Below are 17,610 nucleotides of genomic sequence, written 5' to 3' on the forward strand. Positions count from 1 at the left end.
CAAGTGCCACCGACCTTGGGTGAGCCCCGTGGACAACCCGGACGCCGCGGCCGGCCGGCCCTAGTCTGGGGCGGCCATCGTGCTTCGGGCGGTGGCCACCAGTTCGTCAGTCAGCTCGATCACGGCGGGGAGGGTCACCGGTGTGCCCGAGTCGTAGCGAACAGCCCAGCTCAGCCCGTTCTGCCCCGGCACCCGCCGGCCGACCACCCTGACTCCGCCCGAGCCCGACGGCAGGGGGTGGTGCGTGGTGTAGGCCACCGACTTGGTCACCCGGGTGCGCACCTGGTCGGGCAGCTGGCCCGGTTCGAGCAGCAGGAATGTCTGGATCGGGCCGTCCACGAGCACGGTGTAGCCGTCGCGTTCCTCGGCCTGTTCGGCAGGGGTGATCCGCAGCTCGCGGCCCGACCAGGCCGCCTTGTGGATCTCGTGCCAGCCCAGCCGCGACGACGTGCTGCCCGAGCCGGGCAGCCAGAGGCCGTGGTTGGTGGCCACCACGGCGCGGTCGTCGGTGACCAGCGACCACGCCAGCACCCGTTCCTCGGGGGCGAGCGCCGGTTTGAGGGCCGCCGGGAGGGCGGGTTTGCGCCGAAGGAAGTTCACAGTCCACCTGCCGCCTGGTCACGCAGGGCCCGGGCCTGCTGTTCGAGCGAGAAGAGCTCGCCGGCCAGGGCGAGGTAGGCGTCCTTGTTGGCCACCGGGTTGAGCCGCTGCACCTTGGACTTGAGGTCGCGGATGCGGGTCGTCACCGCGCCCATCTGCAGCCGGGCCAGCGTGATCTGCACGTAGTAGGGCTCCACGGCCCCGTCGACGCGCAGCGGCTCCACCGCGAGCTGCGAGATCATGCCTTGCCCGCCGAGGTCGGTGCAGCTGTCGCGCACCTTCTCGATCCAGACGACGCCGCCGCCGGAGACCGACGACGCGCCGCCGGCGGCCTCGATCGCGGCGCGGATCGACTGGTAGACCGGGTCGGCGTAGTTCTCGGCGCCGACGACGTCGAACATCGGGCCGGCCAGCACCGGTTCCTGCAGCGCGAGTTTGAGCGATTCGCGTTCGACCAGCCGCTGCGGCGCCTCGGCGGCCTGCGGGGCGGGGCGCGTTTCGGCCGCGTCGGTGCCGCGCATGGCCGACGCCACCGCCCGCTGCACCGGTTCCAGGTCCATGCCGAGGTCGCCGGCGAGCTTGCGGGCGTACTCGGGGCGCTTCTCCCGGTCTTTGATCTTGGCGATGAGCGGGGCGGCGCGGCGCATCGCGTCGACCCGGCCCTCGACCGTGTCGAGGTCGAACTTGCGCAGGGTTTGCCGCAAGGCGAAGTCGACCAGCGGCTCGCGTCCGGCGATCATGTCGCGGACGGCCAGGTCGCCCTTGGCCAGCCGCAACTCGCACGGGTCCATGTTGTCGGGGCTGACCGCGATGAACGTGCGCCCGACGAAACGCTGGTCCTCCTCGAAGGCGCGCAACGCCGCCTTCTGGCCCGCCGCGTCGCCGTCGAACGTGTAGATGATCTCGCCGGTGAAGCTGTCGCTGTCCATCAGCAGGCGGCGCAGCACCCCGATGTGGTCGATGCCGAACGCCGTGCCGCAGGTGGCCACCGCCGTCGGCTCGCCCGCCTCGTGACAGGCCATCACGTCGGTGTAGCCCTCGACGATGACCGCCCGGCCGCGCTTGGCGATCTCGCGCTTGGCGTGGTCGATGCCGTAGAGCACGTGCGACTTCTTGTAGAGCGGCGTCTCCGGCGTGTTCAGGTATTTGGGGCCGTCGTCGTCGTCGAACAGCTTGCGCGCGCCGAAGCCGATCACGTCGCCCGACAGGTCGCGGATGGGCCACAGCAGCCGCCGCCGGAACCGGTCGATCATCGAGCCCGAGCGGGCCGGTTTGGTCAGGCCCGCGGTGTTCAGTTCGTCGGCCGTGAAGCCTTTCTGCCGCAGATGCTTGGCCAGCGCGTCCCACGAGTCGGGGGCGAACCCGCAGCCGTAGCGTTCGGCCGCGTCGCGCCCGAAGCCCCGCTCGGCCAGGAACTGCCGGGCTTTGCGGGCGCCCGGCGTGCCGAGCTGGTCGCGATAGAAGTCGGCGGCCGCCGCGTGCGCGGCCAGCAGCCGCTGCCGCTGCCCGGTCTGCGGCCGGGGCCCGCTCGGGGCGCCCGTCTCGTCGTATCGAAGCTGAATACCGGCGCGCCCGGCGAGCCGCTCGATCGATTCCATGAACGACAGGTGTTCCGCGTCCATCAGGAACTTGATCGCGTCGCCGCCCTGGCCGCAGCCGTGGCAGTAGTACACGTTGCGGGCCGGGGCCACCGTGAACGACGGAGTCTTCTCGTCGTGGAACGGGCACAGGCCCTTGAGGTTGCCGCCGCCCGCGGGCCGCAGCGTCACCGACTCGCTGATGATGTCGGCGATCGACGTGCGGTCACGGACCAGTGCGATGTCTTCGTCCTTGACCCTGCCCGCCACGGCATACATCCTGCCTCGTGTCAGGCGCGCGCTGCCACCAGGGTCCCGTGCCAGCTCACGGCGGCCGTGTCGGTGAGCGACGCCACCTGGTCGATCACCACCCGCAGCGCCTCGGCATCACTCTGCGCTGCCGCGTAAAGCGGGCCAAAGATCGGATCAAGAGCTTCCGGCGTACGCATGAGCGCCTCCACCAGCTCGACCAGGATGACGCGCTGCCGCTCGTGCCACTCCTCGGCCGCCCTCGGACGCATCACGTAGCGCAACGCCATACCCTTGAGCAGCGCGCACTGGTTACGCACCGTTCGCGGCACGATCAGGTCGGCGGCGTACCGCCGTACGGGGTCGGTGCCGAACCGGCTCTGCGTCGCGCCCACTGCCGAGGCCACGAAACGGCCGGTCAGCACACTGGTCATCCGTTTGAGGCCGACCTGCGCGCGGTAGCTGCCGTCGTAGCCCGCGACCTCGGTCACCACCGGGTCGGCCAGCAGTTGATCGAGGGCGGCCGCGAGCTCGCCGACCGGTTCGTCGGAGTAGACCCCGGCCACGTCGGCGCAGAGGGCGGCGCGCTCGTCGGGATCTTCCAGCAGGGGCCGCAGCGCCAGGTAGCCGCCGTGCACGCCGTCCTCGACGTCGTGCACGGAGTAGGCCACGTCGTCGGCCCAGTCCATGACCTGCGCCTCCAGGCAGCGCCGTTCGCCCTGCTCGGCCCCGCGGATCCAGTCGAACACCGGGCGGTCGTCGGCGTACAACCCGAACTTGCGCCGCCCCGGCTGCCGCGCCCAGGGATATTTGCAGCTCGCGTCGAGCGAGGCCCGGGTCAGGTTGAGCCCGGCCCCGGGCACCTTGGCCTCGAGCCGGGTCAGCACCCGCAGCGTCTGGGCGTTGCCCTCGAAGCCGCCGCACGGCTCGGCCACGACGTGCAGCGCCGCCTCGCCGTTGTGCCCGAACGGCGGGTGGCCCAGGTCGTGGGCGAGGCCGGCCACGTCCACCACGTCGGGGTCGCAGCCGAGCCGCTCGCCCATCTCCCGGGAGATCTGCGCCACCTCGAGCGAGTGGGTCAGACGCGTACGCAGGAAGTCGTCGGAGCCCGCGGTGTGCACCTGGGTCTTGGCGGCGAGCCGGCGGAACCCGGCCGAGTGCAGCACCCGGGCGCGGTCGCGCTGGTAGGGCGTTCGTCCGTATCCGCTGTCCTTGGCCGGTTCGGTAATCCACCGCTGGGCGTCGAACGCCGTCATGAGGATCACCCTAAGCGGCGACGGCCCCTATCCACGCTTGGATGACAGGACACAGAATTCGTTGCCCTCGGGGTCGGCCAGCACGACCCACGGCACGCCGTCGCCCTGGCCGATGTCGGCGTGCCGGGCGCCCATGTCGAGCAGGCGCTCCACCTCGGCCTCCTGGTCGTCCGGGCGCAGGTCGATGTGCAGCCGGTTCTTGACCTTCTTGACCTCGGCGTCGCGGCCGAAGAGCAGGCCCGGCAGCTGGTCGGCGCTGCGGCGGATCTCCACCTCGTCGGGCTGCTCGTGCACGATCACGTAGCCGAGCGCCTCGGCCCACCAGCGCGCGAGCCGTGCGGGATCCTCCGCGTCGACGACGATCTGCTCCCATTGGCTCGGCATCCATCTCTCCTTCATCGAAAAGTGGCGATCATGTTACGCGCCTGGCTCCATTGAACCCCGTCGGAAACAGCGCACTGACGGTCCGGCGACAGTCCTCGATGCCGCTGAGGATGACTTCGTGATTCCAGGTTCACCGGCCACCGCTGGTCTGCGGCGCCTGCTGACGGAGTTGGGCGAGTCCGCGCGCACCGGCGCGCTGCACATCGACGGGCACCCCGGCGGTGTGCTGTATCTCGTGAGCGGCCGCATCGCGTACGCGGAAACGCCCGCCTGCCCCGGCATCGGCGATCGCCTCGTCGCGTCGGGCCGCATCCCGGCCGCGGTGTGGCGCCGGGCCCTGGCCGAGGGCCGAGGCGCGCACCGGGTCGGGCGCCTGCTGCTGCGGGACGGGCTGATCGGGCAGAACGAGCTGGCGCTGCGACTGGCGGCGGCGATCGCGGACGCGACCCACGAATTGCTGCGGTCGGCCGAGGCGCGGGTGCGTTTCGTGCCGGGCGAGCGCCACTGGCTGGGCCCGGTGGCCGGCTTGGAGCCGGCCCGCCGATTTCGCGCCGGTGGAGGACGAAATGCCTGCCCACAGCCGTGGTCGCGGAAGCCGCCGACCATGACGCACATGGGGTGCGACTAGCTCTCGCGGTGTGGTCAGAGGATGGCCCACGGTGACGGCGAGGCCACGTGTACCCGCGGGTCGGCGCCGGCACCGACCGGAGGCTCGCCGGTGACCGCGGCAACGATGCACGGCCCGGCGGGAGCAGCACAGCGCTGAGGAGAAGAAGTGCCCGGCGTCGATCACTGTCTACAGGAGGCCATGGCGATACCTGGCGCGGTCGGCGCCAGTCTCGTCGACTACACCACCGGCTTCCCGGTCGCCATGACGGGAGCCGCACCCAATTCCGATCACCAGGCCGCGGCGGCCGGGACAGCCGACGTGGTGCAGGCGGCCACCAGCCGGTCGCTGTTCGTCTCGGCGCTGCCGCACGACCTGCTCGAAGACCTGATCATCACGACGGCCGCCGGCTATCACCTGCTGCGGATGGTGCACACCGACTTCGACAGCCGGCTGGTGCTCTACGTCTGGCTCGACCGGGTGCAGGGCAACCTCGCGGTGGCCCGCCGCCGCATGCAGAAACTCGCCGACGAGCTCGTCGCGACCTGACGGGGATGGGAGTGATTTTGACAGCCTCGAGGACCCTCTCGCCGGGGCGCCTGCTCACGCAGGTGGCCGGCGAGCGGCAGACCGGCGTGCTGGTGGTCGGCGGCCACCCGGGCGGCGCGGTCTACGTCCTCGAGGGCCGCGTCATCTACGCCGAGTCGCCGGCCGCCCCCGGCGTCGGCGAGCTGCTCACGGCGTCGGGCCGCCTGGCCGGGCGCACCTGGCAGAACGCGCTCGACCTGGGCACGTCCACCGCCCGGGTGGGCCGGCTGCTGGTCGACCAGGGCCACCTGACCCGGGGCGAGCTGGAGATGTGCGTGCTGGGCGCGATCTACGACGCGGCGTACTTCGCGCTCTCCCGCGCCTCGGCCCCGGCCGATTTCCTGCCCGGGGCGACGCACTGGCTCGGCCCGGTGGTGCACGTCGACCCGGAGGCGGTCAACGACGAGGTGGCACGGCGGGTGCGGATCCTCGACGAGATCTTCCCCGACGCCCGGGTCGACACGACGGCGATCGCCCCGGCGACCCGGCCGCCGCGCGAGCGGATCACGCTCACCGCCCTGCAGTGGGAGCTGCTCGTGCACGCGGACGGGCAGCGGACACCGGCCGATCTGGCGCTCCTGCTGGGCAAGGCCGGGTTCGCCTGCGTGCAGGAGTTGCGGCGGATGACCGCGATGGGGCTGATCGAGCTGCCCGAGATCCCGGCGCCCGGGCCGGAGCTCGTCCGGCTGCCCCGGGCCCGCGGCCCGGCCGTGGACGCGCAGCGACCGGTGATGGGGCCCACCCCGGTCGAGGCCGCCCCGGTGGCGCGGGCCGCCGTGCCCGCGCCCGTGCCGGAACCGCCGCGCCACTCGGTGCCCGACGACACCTCGGCCACCCAGGCGCTCTACCGCCCGCCGCCCCGCCTGGCCCGCCGCAAACCCGGGGCCAAGCTGCCCAAGGAGGTCGCCGGCGAGCCCCCGCCGGTGCATCAGGGCACCGATGAAGTCCTGCTCAAGCGCATCCGCACCGCATTGAGGGCCTTGCGGTGACCCGCGCACCCCCGAGGGAGAAGGAGAGACCGAGGATGACGGTGGATCCGGCGGTGCTCGAGGAACTCGACCGCCTGCGAGGCCGGTTGCACGAACTCTCCGGCAGCGTGCTGGCCACCACCGACGGGCTGGTGGTCGCGCACGACGCGCACGACATCGAGCCGGACAGCATCGCCGCGCTGGCCGCGGCCCACCTGGCGCTGGCCCGCCGTTTCGCACACGCCGTCAGCCACGGCGACCTGCGCGAATCGGTGGTGGAGTGCGACCGCGGCTACATCACCTCGTACACGGCGGGCCCCAACGCCCTGCTCACCCTGGTCACGTCGGGCGACGCGAACCTGGCCATGGTGCACCTCGAGGCACGCCGCTGCGTACGCCGGCTCGTACGGCTCATGAGGCTGGACAACCCACGCCCCCGCCCGGAGATCCCGCAGCAGGCGGGACCGCCGAGCCCTCTGGCCCGGCGCACACCGATGGCCACCCTGTCGACCAATGCCCGCCGTCGGCAGGCCGCGGGCTAGCCCGCTTGTTTCGAACGGTCCGCCATCGACAGCGGACCGCCATCCCACCGCACTGGAGGACAATTCCATGGCTGACATGGACACCGCACTCAAAGAGATCATGGAGATCGACGGCGCCGTCGGCGTCGCGCTGGTCGACCACACGAGCGGCATGGCCCTCGGCACCGTCGGCGGCGGCAAGGACCTCGACCTGACGGTCGCCGCGGCCGGCAACACCGACGTCGTGCGGGCCAAGCTGCGGGCGATGGAGATGCTCAACATCACCGAGAAGATCGAGGACATCCTGATCACCCTCGACTCGCAGTATCACCTGATCCGCCCACTGACGAGCCGGGCCGGCAAGGGCCTGTTCCTCTACGTGGCCCTGCGCCGCGACCGGTCGAACCTGGCCATGGCCCGCCACCAGCTCAAGCGCATCGAGAACGACATGGACGTCTGAGTTCCGTCGTCTCCTGCGCACAGGGAGGGCCGCGTCCGGCCCTCCCTGTGCGCGCTCTACTGTTTTTCTGTGTCAGTGCAGGAGATCGTGCGGGATGTGGCCGGCGGCGCGATCGGATATGAGGCCGGTCTGGACGCGCTGACCGTGGCGCCCGCGGCCGAGGTCGACGCGGCGCTCGGGGGCAGCCTGCGCGACGCGTTCGAGCGACTCTTCAAGGGCGGGTGGCAGCCGGCCGAGCTGCACCGGGTGATCGCCCGGCTGGGGGATCCGGTGAAGGCCGCGCTGGTCGCCGACGGCGCCACGGCGTACGGGAAACGCTTTGCCGATGTCGACTCCCGCTGGCAGGAGCAGGTGGCACGGCTGCCCCGGCTGAGCCGCCGCCCCGACCGGATCAGTGTGATCGACTCGTCGCTGGGGCTGCTCATCGAATTGCGGCGGCTGCCGGTGATCGAGGTGCTGATCCCGCCGCCCGGCACCGCGGCCGCCACTGACAAAACGGACAACAAGGTGCTCGAGCGGGTGCGGGCGCTCCTGGCCAAAGCGGAGTCGACTGACTTCCCGGCCGAGGCGGAGGCGTATTCGGCCAAGGCTCAGGAGTTGATCGCCCGGCACAGCATCGAGGAGGCCCTGACCAGCGCCGATCGGGCCGATGTGGTGCCGTTCGCGCGGCGGATCGGGGTGGACCACCCGTACGAGAGCGAGAAGGCGAGCCTGCTCGACGCGGTGGCCCGGGCCAACCACTGCCACACGGTGTGGTCGCCGGAGCTGGGTTTCTCGACGGTGTTCGGCTTCGACGCGGACATCGACGGCGTCGAGCTGCTCTACACGTCGCTGCTGGTGCAGGCCAACCGGGCCATGTCCCGCGACGAGCCGGCCAAGGGCAAGGCGCGGATCAAGGCGTTTCGGCGGAGCTTCCTGGTGGCGTACGCGATCCGGATCGGCGAGCGGCTGGTCCAGGTGACCCGGCAGGAACTCGCGTCACATTCCGACCTGCTGCCGGTGCTGCGCAACCGCGACATCCAGGTGCGCGAGGCCATGCAAAAAGCGTTCCCCCGTACGGTTCGAGCCCGCGGCAGCCGCATCGACAGCCTCGAAGGGTGGGAGTCGGGCCGGGCCGCCGCCGACGAAGCGGAATTGGGTTGACGCGCCGGGCAGACTGAAACCATGTCTCCCCCACGTTGACGCTGAACCTTTTACGCGGTGCGGGCCTGTTCCGAGGCCGTGCCTCTCTACCCGGTGTATGCGCTGCTCTTCGCCGACACCGGTCTGTCCACTGCCCAGGTGTCGTCGCTGTTCGCGATCTGGTCGGTGGTGGCGTTCGCCGCCGAGGTGCCGTCGGGCGCGCTCGCCGACGCCTGGTCCCGCAAGCGGCTGTACGCGCTGGGCGAACTGGTCACCGCGGCCGGTTTCCTGACGTGGATCCTGTGGCCGGCGTATCCGGGGTTCGCGCTGGGCTTCGTGCTGTGGGGGCTGGGCGGATCGCTGTCGTCGGGGTCGTCGGAGGCCCTGGTCTACGACGAGCTGGCCGCCGCGGGCCGTTCCTCCGGCTACGCCCGGGTCATCGGGCGCGGCAACACCATCGCGATCCTGGCCATGCTGGGCGCCACGCTGATCGCCACCCCCGCCTGGCAGGCCGGCGGTTACGCGCTGGTCGGCGGGCTGAGCGTCGCCGTCAAACTGGCGGGCGCGGCGCTGTCGCTGCGCTTGCCGGAAACTACCCGCGGCTCCGGGCCTCCTGACGCCTCGGACGACGACGCCGGTTACTGGACGATGCTCAGGAACGGCGTGCGGGAGGCGGCCGGATCGCGGCTCGTGGCCCGGGCCGTGCTCGTGGCGGCCCTGGTGCCCGGCTTCACCGCGCTCGACGAATACCTGCCGCTGCTCGCGCAGGACAAAGGCGCCTCGATCGCCCAGGTGCCGCTGCTCTACGCCGGGACCGCCCTGGCCATGGCGGCCGGCAGCGCGCTGGCAGCCCGCAGCTTCCCGTTGCCGGCCACCCTGACCGTCGCCGCCGCGGCGGTGGCCACGGGCGCGCTCATCCCCCACCTGACCGGCATGCTCGTCGTCTCGGTGGCGTTCGGTCTGCTCGAATACGCGATCGTCCGCGCCGAGACCCGCCTGCAGGACACGATCACCGGCCCCGCCCGCAGCACCGTGCTCTCGGTGGCCGGCTTCGGCGGTGAGGTCTTCGCGGTGCTGCTCTACGCGGCTTTCGCCGTCGACCTGCCGCTGAGCCCGCTGTTCGCCCTCTGCGCGATCCCGCTGCTGCTCACCGCCGTGATCGCCCGGCGTTAGCCGCCGCTGTTCTCCATCTCGGCACCCTCGGGCACACTGTCGTCGTCGCGGCTGTCGAGCCACCCGTACGGCAGGGAGACCTTGCCCGGCGCGTTCACCCGCCCACGCGGCTGGCCCAGCTCGCCCACGGGAAACGGCTCCCCCGGGTCGAGCTTGCCCAGCAGGTCGTCCAGCTCGGCCAGCGACGAGGTCATCGCCAGCCGCCGCCGCAGCTCGCCCCCGATCGGGAAGCCCTTCAGATACCAGGCCACGTGCTTGCGGAAGTCGGCACACCCGTGCTTCTCGTCGCCCAGCGCGTCCACCAGCAGTTCGGCGTGCCGGGACATGATCTTCGCGACCTCACCCAGCACGGGCAGCACCGGCTTGTAGTCGGCGCCCTGCGTGAACGCGGCCTCCAGGTCGGCGAAAAGCCACGGCCGGCCCAGACAGCCGCGCCCCACCACCACGCCGTCGACCCCGGTGTGCTCGACCATGCGCAGCGCGTCCGAGCCCTCCCAGATGTCACCGTTGCCCAGCACCGGCACGTCGAGCGCCTGCTTCAACGTGGCGATCGCGTCCCAGTCGGCCTTGCCCGAATACCGCTGTTCGGCCGTGCGCGCGTGCAGCGCCACCGCGGCCACGCCCGCCTCCTGGGCGATCAAACCCGCTTCCACGTACGTCAGATGGTCCTCGTCGATGCCCTTGCGCATCTTGATCGTGAGCGGGATCCCGTACGGCTTGGCCGCCTCGACGGCCTGCCGGACGATCCGCCCGAACAACTTGCGCCGCCACGGCAACGCCGAACCTCCGCCACGCCGGGTGACCTTGGGCACCGGGCACCCGAAGTTGAGGTCGACGTGATCGGCCAGCCCGTCCTCGCCCACCATCCGCACGGCGGCCGCCGTCACGTCCGGGTCGACCCCGTAAAGCTGCAGGCTGCGAAAATCCTCGTCCTCGGCGAAGGCGACCATCTTGAGCGTCTTGGGGATCCGCTCCACCAGCGCCCGCGTCGTGATCATCTCGCAGACGTAGACACCCCCGCCCTGCTCACGGCACAGACGCCGGAAAGCCACGTTGGTGATGCCCGCCATCGGGGCCAGCACAACAGGCGGATTGACGGCGTGGTCGCCGAGCATGAGCGGTGCAGTCACGCCCCCCAGCGTAGTTGGCCCGCCCTTCGTACCCTGTTCGCATGGAGGCCCGGAAGTCCAGTGCATGGAAAAGCAACTACGTCGTCACCGATCGTGGCCGGGAGATTGCCACGTGGGACAAGTCGACCTGGAAGAGCGGCGGCGAGTTCACCCTCGACGGGCGCCGCTACCGGGTCCGGTCGAACGGCTGGGGCAGCAAATACACGATGACCGACGACTCGGACACGATCGTCGCCACCGCCGAACGCGTGGGCCGTAAACGCTGGAGCGTCTCGGCCGGCGGGCAGACCTACGACTTCCGCCGCAAGTCCCTCTGGGCCAGTGAGGAAGAACTCGTCCTGGGCGACACCCGGGTCGGCAGTGTCCGTAAGACCAGCTGGTGGGGCGGCACGATCGCGGTCGAACTCCCCGGCCTGCCCCCGCACCTGCAACTCTTCGTCCTCGGTGTGGTCATCAGCAAGTGGGACTCGGAGGCAGCCGCAGCCGCCGCCTCCAGCAGCGGCGGCGGAAGCTAGGGACGATCTGGCAGAGTCGGGGCATGGGTGATGGGGACGGGGCTCGGCGGCTGGTTGTGGTGTTCGAGTCGCCGGTGGCCGAGGCCATTCTGCGCCTGACGCCTGACCTGGGGTTTCAGGCCGTGCTGGTGGAGCCGGACGCGACCCGGCTGGCGGGGACGCCGCGGCCGCGCGGGGATCGGGTCGTGCACGATCTGGCGGCGGCCCACCTCGACGAGCACACCGATGTCGTCCTCACCGATCACAACCGGGCCGAGGTCGGGGACGTGTTGCAGCAGGCGCTCGCGGCGAAGACGCGGTATGTCGGGATCATGGGCAACCCCAAGAAGGAAGGGCCGCACGTGGCGGCCCTTCGCTCCCTGGGTGTGGCCGACGAGCAGATCGCCCGGGTGCACCGGCCGATCGGGCTCAACATTCGGGCCCGGACCCCGGCCGAGATCGCGGTGGCGACCCTGGCCGGGCTCATCGCCGACCGCAACGACCGGCCGGGCGGGTTCGACTTCTGAGCGAGGTCAGCAGCCGGGCAGGCGCTTGATCAGGTAGTCCTCGATCTGGGACAGCCCGACCCGTTCCTGCTTCATCGTGTCGCGGTCGCGGACGGTCACGGCGTCGTCGGTCAGCGTGTCGAAGTCGACAGTGACGCAGAACGGCGTGCCGATCTCGTCCTGGCGGCGGTAGCGCCGGCCGATGGCCTGCGAGTCGTCGAACTCGACGATCCAGCGCTTGCGCAGGTCGGCCGCCAACCCCTTGGCCTTGGGCGACAGGTCGGGGTTGCGGGAGAGCGGCAGCACCGCCACCTTGACCGGGGCCAGCCGCGGGTCGAAGCGCATGACCGTGCGCTTGTCGACGCCGCCCTTGGTGTTCGGGGCCTCGTCCTCGTCGTACGCCTCGAGCAGGAAGGCCAGCACCGCGCGGGTGAGACCGGCCGCGGGCTCGATCACGTACGGCACCCAGCGCTCCTGCTTCTCCTGGTCGAAGTAGGAGAGGTCGACGCCGGAGTGCTTCGAGTGGGTGGACAGGTCGTAGTTCGTGCGGTTGGCGATGCCTTCGAGCTCGGCGAACTCGCTGCCGCCGAACTGGAACCGGTATTCGATGTCGACCGTGCGCGTCGAGTAGAACGAGCGCTTCTCCGCCGGGTGCTCGTAGAAGCGCAGGTTGTTCTCGGACAGGCCGAGGTCGCGATACCAGTTCCAGCGCTCCTGCAGCCAGTACTCGTGCCACTTCTCGTCGGTGCCGGGCTCGACGAAGAACTCCATCTCCATCTGCTCGAACTCCCGCGTACGGAAGATGAAGTTGCCCGGGGTGATCTCGTTGCGGAAGCTCTTGCCGATCTGCGCGATGCCGAACGGCGGCTTCTTGCGGGCCGCGGTGGCCACGTTGTTGTAGTTGACGAAGATGCCCTGAGCGGTCTCGGGGCGCAGGTAGTGCAGGCCCTCGGCGCTCTCGGTGGGGCCGAGGTAGGTCTTCATCAGGCCGTTGAAGTTCTTCGGCTCGGTGAAGGTGCCCTTGTTGCCGCAGTTGGGGCAGTTCAGCTCCTGCAGCGAGGCGGGCGGCGAGCCGTGCTTCTCCTCCCACGCCTCTTCGAGGTGGTCGGCCCGGAACCGCTTGTGGCAGGACTGACACTCGGTGAGCGGGTCGGTGAACGCCTCGACGTGGCCGGAGGCGACCCACACGTCGCGGGAGAGGATGACGGCGGAGTCGAGTCCGACGATGTCGTCCCGCTGCTGGACCATCTGACGCCACCACTGGCGGCGGACGTTCTCCTTCAGCTCCACGCCCAGCGGACCGTAGTCCCAGGCCGAGCGGGTCCCTCCGTAGATCTCGCTGGAGGGGAAGACGAAGCCACGGCGCTTGGCCAGGCTGACGACGGAGTCGATACGGTCGGCGGGCATGTTCCTCCTACGCCGGCTGGGTGTCGGCGGGGACCTCGAAGGTAGTGATCACGGGGCGTGATCGGGACAAACGCCGAGATTACTCCCCGACTTCGCACACCTCGAACTGGCCCGTCGACGTGTTCTGGTCGAGCGAGGCCTCCAGCTGGTCCACCTGACCGCTCTGCCGGGTCGCGGTGACCGGCACGCTCATCTCGACCGTGTTGAACCGGCCCAGCTGCCAGGTGGTGATCCGCTCCTCGGCCTCGGCCCGGGCGCGGAACTCCGAGGCGGTCTGCTCGCGCCGCGATTGATCGCAGAGCAGCCCGTACGCCTGGTCGAAACGCTCGTCGCGCAGCGCGCCGAGGTAGTCGTTGACGGCGGCGTGGGCCTGCTCGTCGAGCGCCCCCGTGACGGAGGTGCCGAGACCGATCAGGGCGGCCAGCCCGCCACCGCAGACGAGCACCAGCACACCCGCGCCGATGCCCAGCCCCCAGCCGAGGCGCCGGCCTTTGCCCTCGACCGGCGGGGCCGGGAACGGCGGCTGGACTCCCGGGCCCTGTGGCGGGACCGGAACATGAGGCGCCGTCGTCATGACACCAACAGTAGACGTCAGCGCCAGGGTTCGGCGGCCCGGTCGCTCTCGGCCAGCACGACCTCTCCGCCCGGTTCGGCGCTGGCCAGGGTCTCGAACGCGGACGGTTCGTCGATCGACTCGGACAGCAGCGGGGCGCCGTGGACCTTGACGTCGAAGGCTCCCAGGGCGCGCCGGTAGGCTCCGACGGACTCCCAGTCGGTGACCAGGGTCCACACTTGCGGGTCTTCGAGGGCGCGGGTCAGCCGGCCGGACAGGTAACCGGGTCGTTCGGCCAGGGCGGCCAGCGCGGCCCGGGCCCGGGTGAGGAAGCCGTCCTGCGTGTCCGGCTGCACGTGGAAGCGGTTGAGCACCAACATGCGACGAGGGTACGCAGCGACGAGGAGTGACCAGGTGACACCTTCCGGCAACCTGCTCCGGCGCCTGTCCCGGGTCAGCCCGACCGCGGCCTTCGTGGTCGCGCTGGTGGTGATGCTGGGCGGCCTCTTCCTGCCCGGCATCGTCGGCGCCGCCCTGCTGTTCGTGCTGGCCGCGGGTCTGGCCGCGCTCACGTTCACGACCTGGCCGGTGCAGTCGGCGTCGACCCGGGCCCTGCGTCTGCTGATCCTGGGCCTGTTGCTGGCCGTGGTGGTCGCGAAGGCGCTCTAGACACATGCGCTTTTGACAATCATTATCATTCTCAGCGACAGTGGATGGTATGCGCCGCCGTCTTCTGCCTGCTCTGCTCGTGTCTGCCCTCGCCCTGGCCGGGTGCGGTGACCAGGCCGGGCCGGCGGGCACGACGGAGGACGGGAAGTTCGAGATCGTCACCGCGTTCTATCCGCTGCAGTTCCTGAGCGAGCGGATCGGAGGCGACGTGGTCAGCGTCACCAACCTCACCAAGCCCGGCGCCGAACCGCACGACCTCGAGCTGACGCCGCGCCAGGTCGGCGACGTGGCCGACGCGGGCCTCGCCGTCTACCTCAAGGGTTTCCAGCCCGCCGTCGACGAGGCCATCGACCTGGAGGCCAAGGACAAAGGCTTCGACGCCGCCTCGGTGGTGCCGCTGCTGCCCGCGGGCGGTGCGGACGATCACGGCCACGAGCACGAGGAGGCCGAAGGTGGCGAGGACCCGCACGTCTGGCTCGACCCCGTACGGCTGGTCACGATCGGCGAGAAGCTGGCCGAGCGCCTCGGGCAGCTCGATCCCGCCCACGCCGCCGGTTACACCGAGCGCGCCCAAGCCCTCAGCACCGAGCTCACCGCGCTGAACACCGAGTTCGCCGACGGCCTGAAGACCTGCGACCGCCGCGAGCTGGTCACCAGCCACACCGCCTTCGCCTACCTGGCCGCCCGTTACGACCTGCACCAGGTCGGCATCACCGGCATCTCGCCCGAGGCCGAGCCCTCGCCGCAGCGCCTGGCCGCCGTGGCCCGGGAGGCCCGCGAGACCGGCACCACCACCATCTACTTCGAGACCCTGGTCAGCCCGGCGGTGGCCGAGACCATCGCCCGCGAGGTCGGCGCGAAGACCGCGGTGCTCGATCCGCTCGAGGGGCTCGTCGACTCCGCGGGCGACTACTTCACCGTGATGCGGCAGAACCTGGCCGCGCTGGAAACCGGTCTGGGGTGCAAGCAATGAGCGTCGTATCGGTGCGTCACGCCGCGGTCGGCTACGAGGGCCGCGAGATCCTGCACGACATCTCGCTGACCGTGGCGGCCGGCGAGGTCGTGGCGATCCTGGGGGCCAACGGCTCCGGCAAGTCCACGCTCATCCGCAGCATCCTCGGGCTGGTCCCGCTGGGTCACGGCGAGATCGAGCTGTTCGGCACCGCGCAGCGCAAGTTCCGGGACTGGGCCCGCGTCGGCTACGTGCCGCAGCGGCTCGGCGCGGGCAGCGGCGTGCCCGCCACGGTGGGCGAGGTGGTCGCCTCGGGGCGGCTGGCGCGGCGCGGCATCTTCCGCCCGTCCGGCGCCGCCGACCGCGCCGCGGTGCGCGAGGCGTTGACCGCCGTGGGCCTGATCGACCGCATCAACGACCCGGTCACCACCCTCTCCGGCGGCCAGCAGCAGCGCACGCTGATCGCCCGCGCGCTGGCCGGTAAGCCCGACCTGCTGGTGCTGGACGAGCCGACGGCCGGGGTCGACGCGGCCAGCCAGGAGGCGTTCGCGGCGGCGCTGGGCCGGTTCGCCGGTGCCGGCGGCACGATCGTGCTGGTCGCGCACGAACTCGGCCCGCTGCGGCCGCTCATCGACCGGGCCGTCGTGGTGCACGAGGGCCGCATCGCGCACGAGGGCGCGCCGCCCGAGCCGGCCGGTCACCACGCCGAGCCCGACCACGACCACGTGCACCCGCACGCCGTGCCGCCCGCAGCCGGCATCTGCGTGGCCCCCGCCGACCGGATCGCGGCGAATTAACATGGACCTTTTCCAGTACGACTTCATGATCCGGGCCCTGCTGGGCGCGCTGATCATCGGCCTGGCCGCACCCGCGCTCGGCATCTACCTGGTGCAGCGGCGGCTCTCGCTGATCGGCGACGGCATCGGTCACGTGGCGCTGACCGGTGTGGGTGTCGGCCTGCTGTTCAACCAGTCCCCCGTGATCAGCGCGGTGATCGTCGCGGCGATCGGCGCGGTCGGGGTCGAACTGATCCGCGAACGCGGCCGCACGTCGGGCGACCTCGCGCTGGCGCTGCTGTTCTACGGCGGCATCGCGGGCGGCGTGGTGCTGGTCGCGCTCTCCGACAACGCCAACAACAACAGCCTGGTGCAATACCTGTTCGGCTCGCTGATCACCACATCGCCGCAGGACATCGTGGTGATCGCCGGGCTCGGGGCGGCCGTGCTGGTGGCGATGCTGGTGTTCCGGCCCGCCCTGTTCGCGGTCTGCAACGACGAGGAGTACGCGCGGGTCAGCGGCCTGCCGGTGCGCGCGCTCAACCTGCTGATGGCGGTGACCACGGCCGTCACGGTGACGATCGCCATGCGTACGGTCGGTCTCCTGCTCGTCTCCGCCCTGATGGTGATCCCGGTGGCCGCGGCGCAGCAGGTGACCCGCGGTTTCCGCACCACCATGGCCGCGGCGATGGCGATCGGCCTGGTCGCGGCCGGGGTCGGCGTGATCGTCTCGGCCGAGGCCGACACCCCGCCCGGCGCCACCACCGTGATCCTGGCGCTGGCCCTGTTCGTCGCCATCACCGTCGGGGCGGCCGGCCTGCGGATGGCCCGGCGGCGCGCCCACCCGCCACGCGAGGTGGAACCGCCCGACGTCGTTCTGCAGGAGGCACCGGTCCGATGACGACGACGAGCGGTTACGAGGCGTACGAGTCGGCCGGTGAGCTGCTGCGCGCCCTGTCGGCACCGATCCGCGTGGCGATCGTGGCAGAGTTGGGGGTGGGCGAGCGCTGCGTCCACGAGTTGGTCGAGAAGCTAGGCGCACCGCAGCCACTGGTCTCCCAGCACCTGAGGGTGCTGCGCGGCGCCGGGGTGGTCCGGGGTGCACGCCGGGGCCGGGAGATCGCATACTCGCTGGTGGACGATCACGTGGCGCACATCGTCGCCGACGCGGTCAGCCACGCGAGGGAGGTCAGGTCGTGAGTACCGAGCAGAACGTCGCGCAGCGCAACACCAAGCAGCGCTCCGCGGTGAGCGCCGTGCTGTCGGAGGCCGAGGGTTTCTACAGCGCGCAGGAGCTGCACGCCCGGCTGCGGGAACGGGGTGAGCGGGTCGGCCTGACCACTGTCTACCGCACCCTGCAGGGGCTGGCCGACGCGGGCGAGATCGACGTGATGCGCCCGCCCGGCGGCGAGCACCTCTACCGCCGCTGCAGCCAGGGTCACCACCACCACCTGGTGTGCCGCGAGTGCGGCCGGGCAGTCGAGGTCGAGGGCCCGGCGGTCGAGTCGTGGGCCGACAAGGTGGCCAGCCGGCACGGGTACGTCGACGTCTCGCACACCATGGAGATCTTCGGCACCTGCCCGGACTGCGCGGCCAAGCACTGAGTGGGATTCTGTGC

Annotated in this window: 23 protein-coding genes; 15 read left to right on the plus strand and 8 right to left on the minus strand. The window is 71.1% G+C overall.

Annotation, left to right across the window (positions count from 1 at the left end; all coding sequences use genetic code 11):
- Nucleotides 1-60: 60 nt before the first annotated feature.
- Genes BKA14_RS23890 through BKA14_RS23905 form a run of 4 tightly spaced genes read right to left on the minus strand, consistent with a single transcriptional unit; the run spans nt 61 to nt 4,066 of the window.
- Nucleotides 61-600, minus strand: coding sequence for a hypothetical protein (locus tag BKA14_RS23890; RefSeq protein ID WP_184953110.1), 540 nt, complete (start codon nt 598-600; stop codon nt 61-63).
- Nucleotides 597-2,456, minus strand: coding sequence for a DNA primase (dnaG, locus tag BKA14_RS23895; protein ID WP_184953111.1), 1,860 nt, complete (start codon nt 2,454-2,456; stop codon nt 597-599). Before dnaG ends, BKA14_RS23890 begins: the two co-directional genes overlap by 4 nt.
- A gap of 11 nt (nt 2,457-2,467) precedes the next feature.
- Nucleotides 2,468-3,682 (minus strand): deoxyguanosinetriphosphate triphosphohydrolase, encoded by a 1,215-nt coding sequence (locus tag BKA14_RS23900; protein WP_184953112.1) that lies wholly within the window; start codon nt 3,680-3,682, stop codon nt 2,468-2,470.
- A gap of 27 nt (nt 3,683-3,709) precedes the next feature.
- Entirely contained in the window at nt 3,710-4,066 is a 357-nt protein-coding gene (locus tag BKA14_RS23905; RefSeq protein ID WP_184953113.1) for a VOC family protein, read from the minus strand.
- 118 nt (nt 4,067-4,184) lie between these two features.
- Between BKA14_RS23905 and BKA14_RS23910 the strand changes: the two genes are divergently transcribed.
- The 7 genes from BKA14_RS23910 to BKA14_RS23940 all read left to right on the plus strand — a co-directional run bounded on the left by BKA14_RS23910 (nt 4,185) and on the right by BKA14_RS23940 (nt 9,505).
- Nucleotides 4,185-4,694 (plus strand): DUF4388 domain-containing protein, encoded by a 510-nt coding sequence (locus BKA14_RS23910; protein WP_184953114.1) that lies wholly within the window; start codon nt 4,185-4,187, stop codon nt 4,692-4,694.
- Nucleotides 4,695-4,874: 180 nt separating this feature from the next.
- Nucleotides 4,875-5,222, plus strand: coding sequence for a hypothetical protein (locus BKA14_RS23915; RefSeq protein ID WP_221477305.1), 348 nt, complete (start codon nt 4,875-4,877; stop codon nt 5,220-5,222).
- 11 nt (nt 5,223-5,233) lie between these two features.
- Nucleotides 5,234-6,250 carry a DUF4388 domain-containing protein gene (locus BKA14_RS23920; RefSeq protein ID WP_311776113.1) on the plus strand — a complete coding sequence of 339 codons (1,017 nt, stop codon included), beginning with the start codon at nt 5,234-5,236 and terminating at the stop codon, nt 6,248-6,250.
- 35 nt (nt 6,251-6,285) lie between these two features.
- Nucleotides 6,286-6,771 (plus strand): roadblock/LC7 domain-containing protein, encoded by a 486-nt coding sequence (locus BKA14_RS23925; RefSeq protein WP_184953117.1) that lies wholly within the window; start codon nt 6,286-6,288, stop codon nt 6,769-6,771.
- A gap of 67 nt (nt 6,772-6,838) precedes the next feature.
- On the plus strand, nt 6,839-7,210 hold the full coding sequence (locus BKA14_RS23930) for a hypothetical protein (RefSeq protein ID WP_127504994.1): 372 nt from the start codon (nt 6,839-6,841) through the stop codon (nt 7,208-7,210).
- A gap of 69 nt (nt 7,211-7,279) precedes the next feature.
- On the plus strand, nt 7,280-8,353 hold the full coding sequence (locus BKA14_RS23935; RefSeq protein WP_184953118.1) for a DUF2786 domain-containing protein: 1,074 nt from the start codon (nt 7,280-7,282) through the stop codon (nt 8,351-8,353).
- Nucleotides 8,354-8,410: 57 nt separating this feature from the next.
- On the plus strand, nt 8,411-9,505 hold the full coding sequence (locus BKA14_RS23940) for an MFS transporter (RefSeq protein WP_184953119.1): 1,095 nt from the start codon (nt 8,411-8,413) through the stop codon (nt 9,503-9,505).
- On the opposite strand, the gene dusB is transcribed toward BKA14_RS23940, so the two are convergent.
- The gene (dusB, locus tag BKA14_RS23945) at nt 9,502-10,620 is read right to left on the minus strand and encodes a tRNA dihydrouridine synthase DusB (protein WP_184956923.1); all 1,119 of its coding nucleotides are present in this window, start codon (nt 10,618-10,620) and stop codon (nt 9,502-9,504) included. The genes BKA14_RS23940 and dusB overlap by 4 nt on opposite strands.
- Nucleotides 10,621-10,676: 56 nt before the next feature.
- Between dusB and BKA14_RS23950 the strand changes: the two genes are divergently transcribed.
- Nucleotides 10,677-11,150: a hypothetical protein gene (locus BKA14_RS23950; protein ID WP_184953120.1), complete on the plus strand. Its 474-nt coding sequence runs from the start codon at nt 10,677-10,679 to the stop codon at nt 11,148-11,150.
- Nucleotides 11,151-11,173: 23 nt separating this feature from the next.
- The gene (locus BKA14_RS23955; protein ID WP_184953121.1) at nt 11,174-11,656 is read left to right on the plus strand and encodes an XdhC family protein; all 483 of its coding nucleotides are present in this window, start codon (nt 11,174-11,176) and stop codon (nt 11,654-11,656) included.
- A gap of 6 nt (nt 11,657-11,662) precedes the next feature.
- Here the strand turns inward: BKA14_RS23955 and BKA14_RS23960 are convergent, their stop codons facing one another.
- The 3 genes from BKA14_RS23960 to BKA14_RS23970 form a co-directional block, all read right to left on the minus strand.
- Complete coding sequence (locus BKA14_RS23960) at nt 11,663-13,042, minus strand: glycine--tRNA ligase (RefSeq protein WP_184953122.1); 1,380 nt, start codon at nt 13,040-13,042, stop codon at nt 11,663-11,665.
- Nucleotides 13,043-13,121: 79 nt separating this feature from the next.
- Entirely contained in the window at nt 13,122-13,616 is a 495-nt protein-coding gene (locus tag BKA14_RS23965; RefSeq protein WP_184953123.1) for a hypothetical protein, read from the minus strand.
- 17 nt (nt 13,617-13,633) lie between these two features.
- Complete coding sequence (locus BKA14_RS23970) at nt 13,634-13,975, minus strand: antibiotic biosynthesis monooxygenase family protein (RefSeq protein WP_184953124.1); 342 nt, start codon at nt 13,973-13,975, stop codon at nt 13,634-13,636.
- 34 nt (nt 13,976-14,009) lie between these two features.
- Here BKA14_RS23970 and BKA14_RS23975 point away from each other — a divergent pair, with 34 nt between their 5' ends.
- Genes BKA14_RS23975 through BKA14_RS24000 form a run of 6 tightly spaced genes read left to right on the plus strand, consistent with a single transcriptional unit; the run spans nt 14,010 to nt 17,596 of the window.
- Entirely contained in the window at nt 14,010-14,264 is a 255-nt protein-coding gene (locus BKA14_RS23975) for a DUF6703 family protein (protein WP_184953125.1), read from the plus strand.
- Nucleotides 14,265-14,313: 49 nt separating this feature from the next.
- Complete coding sequence (locus BKA14_RS23980; protein WP_184953126.1) at nt 14,314-15,237, plus strand: metal ABC transporter substrate-binding protein; 924 nt, start codon at nt 14,314-14,316, stop codon at nt 15,235-15,237.
- On the plus strand, nt 15,234-16,013 hold the full coding sequence (locus BKA14_RS23985) for a metal ABC transporter ATP-binding protein (protein WP_184953127.1): 780 nt from the start codon (nt 15,234-15,236) through the stop codon (nt 16,011-16,013). The genes BKA14_RS23980 and BKA14_RS23985 overlap by 4 nt, the downstream gene beginning before the upstream one ends.
- A gap of 1 nt (nt 16,014) precedes the next feature.
- The gene (locus BKA14_RS23990) at nt 16,015-16,893 is read left to right on the plus strand and encodes a metal ABC transporter permease (protein ID WP_184953128.1); all 879 of its coding nucleotides are present in this window, start codon (nt 16,015-16,017) and stop codon (nt 16,891-16,893) included.
- Entirely contained in the window at nt 16,890-17,192 is a 303-nt protein-coding gene (locus tag BKA14_RS23995) for an ArsR/SmtB family transcription factor (protein WP_133872604.1), read from the plus strand. The genes BKA14_RS23990 and BKA14_RS23995 overlap by 4 nt, the downstream gene beginning before the upstream one ends.
- A complete protein-coding gene (locus BKA14_RS24000; protein WP_184953129.1) occupies nt 17,189-17,596 on the plus strand; it encodes a Fur family transcriptional regulator in 408 nt (135 codons plus the stop codon). The genes BKA14_RS23995 and BKA14_RS24000 overlap by 4 nt, the downstream gene beginning before the upstream one ends.
- Nucleotides 17,597-17,610 lie beyond the last annotated feature (14 nt).

Source organism: Paractinoplanes abujensis (assembly GCF_014204895.1).
GTDB lineage: Bacteria > Actinomycetota > Actinomycetes > Mycobacteriales > Micromonosporaceae > Actinoplanes > Actinoplanes abujensis.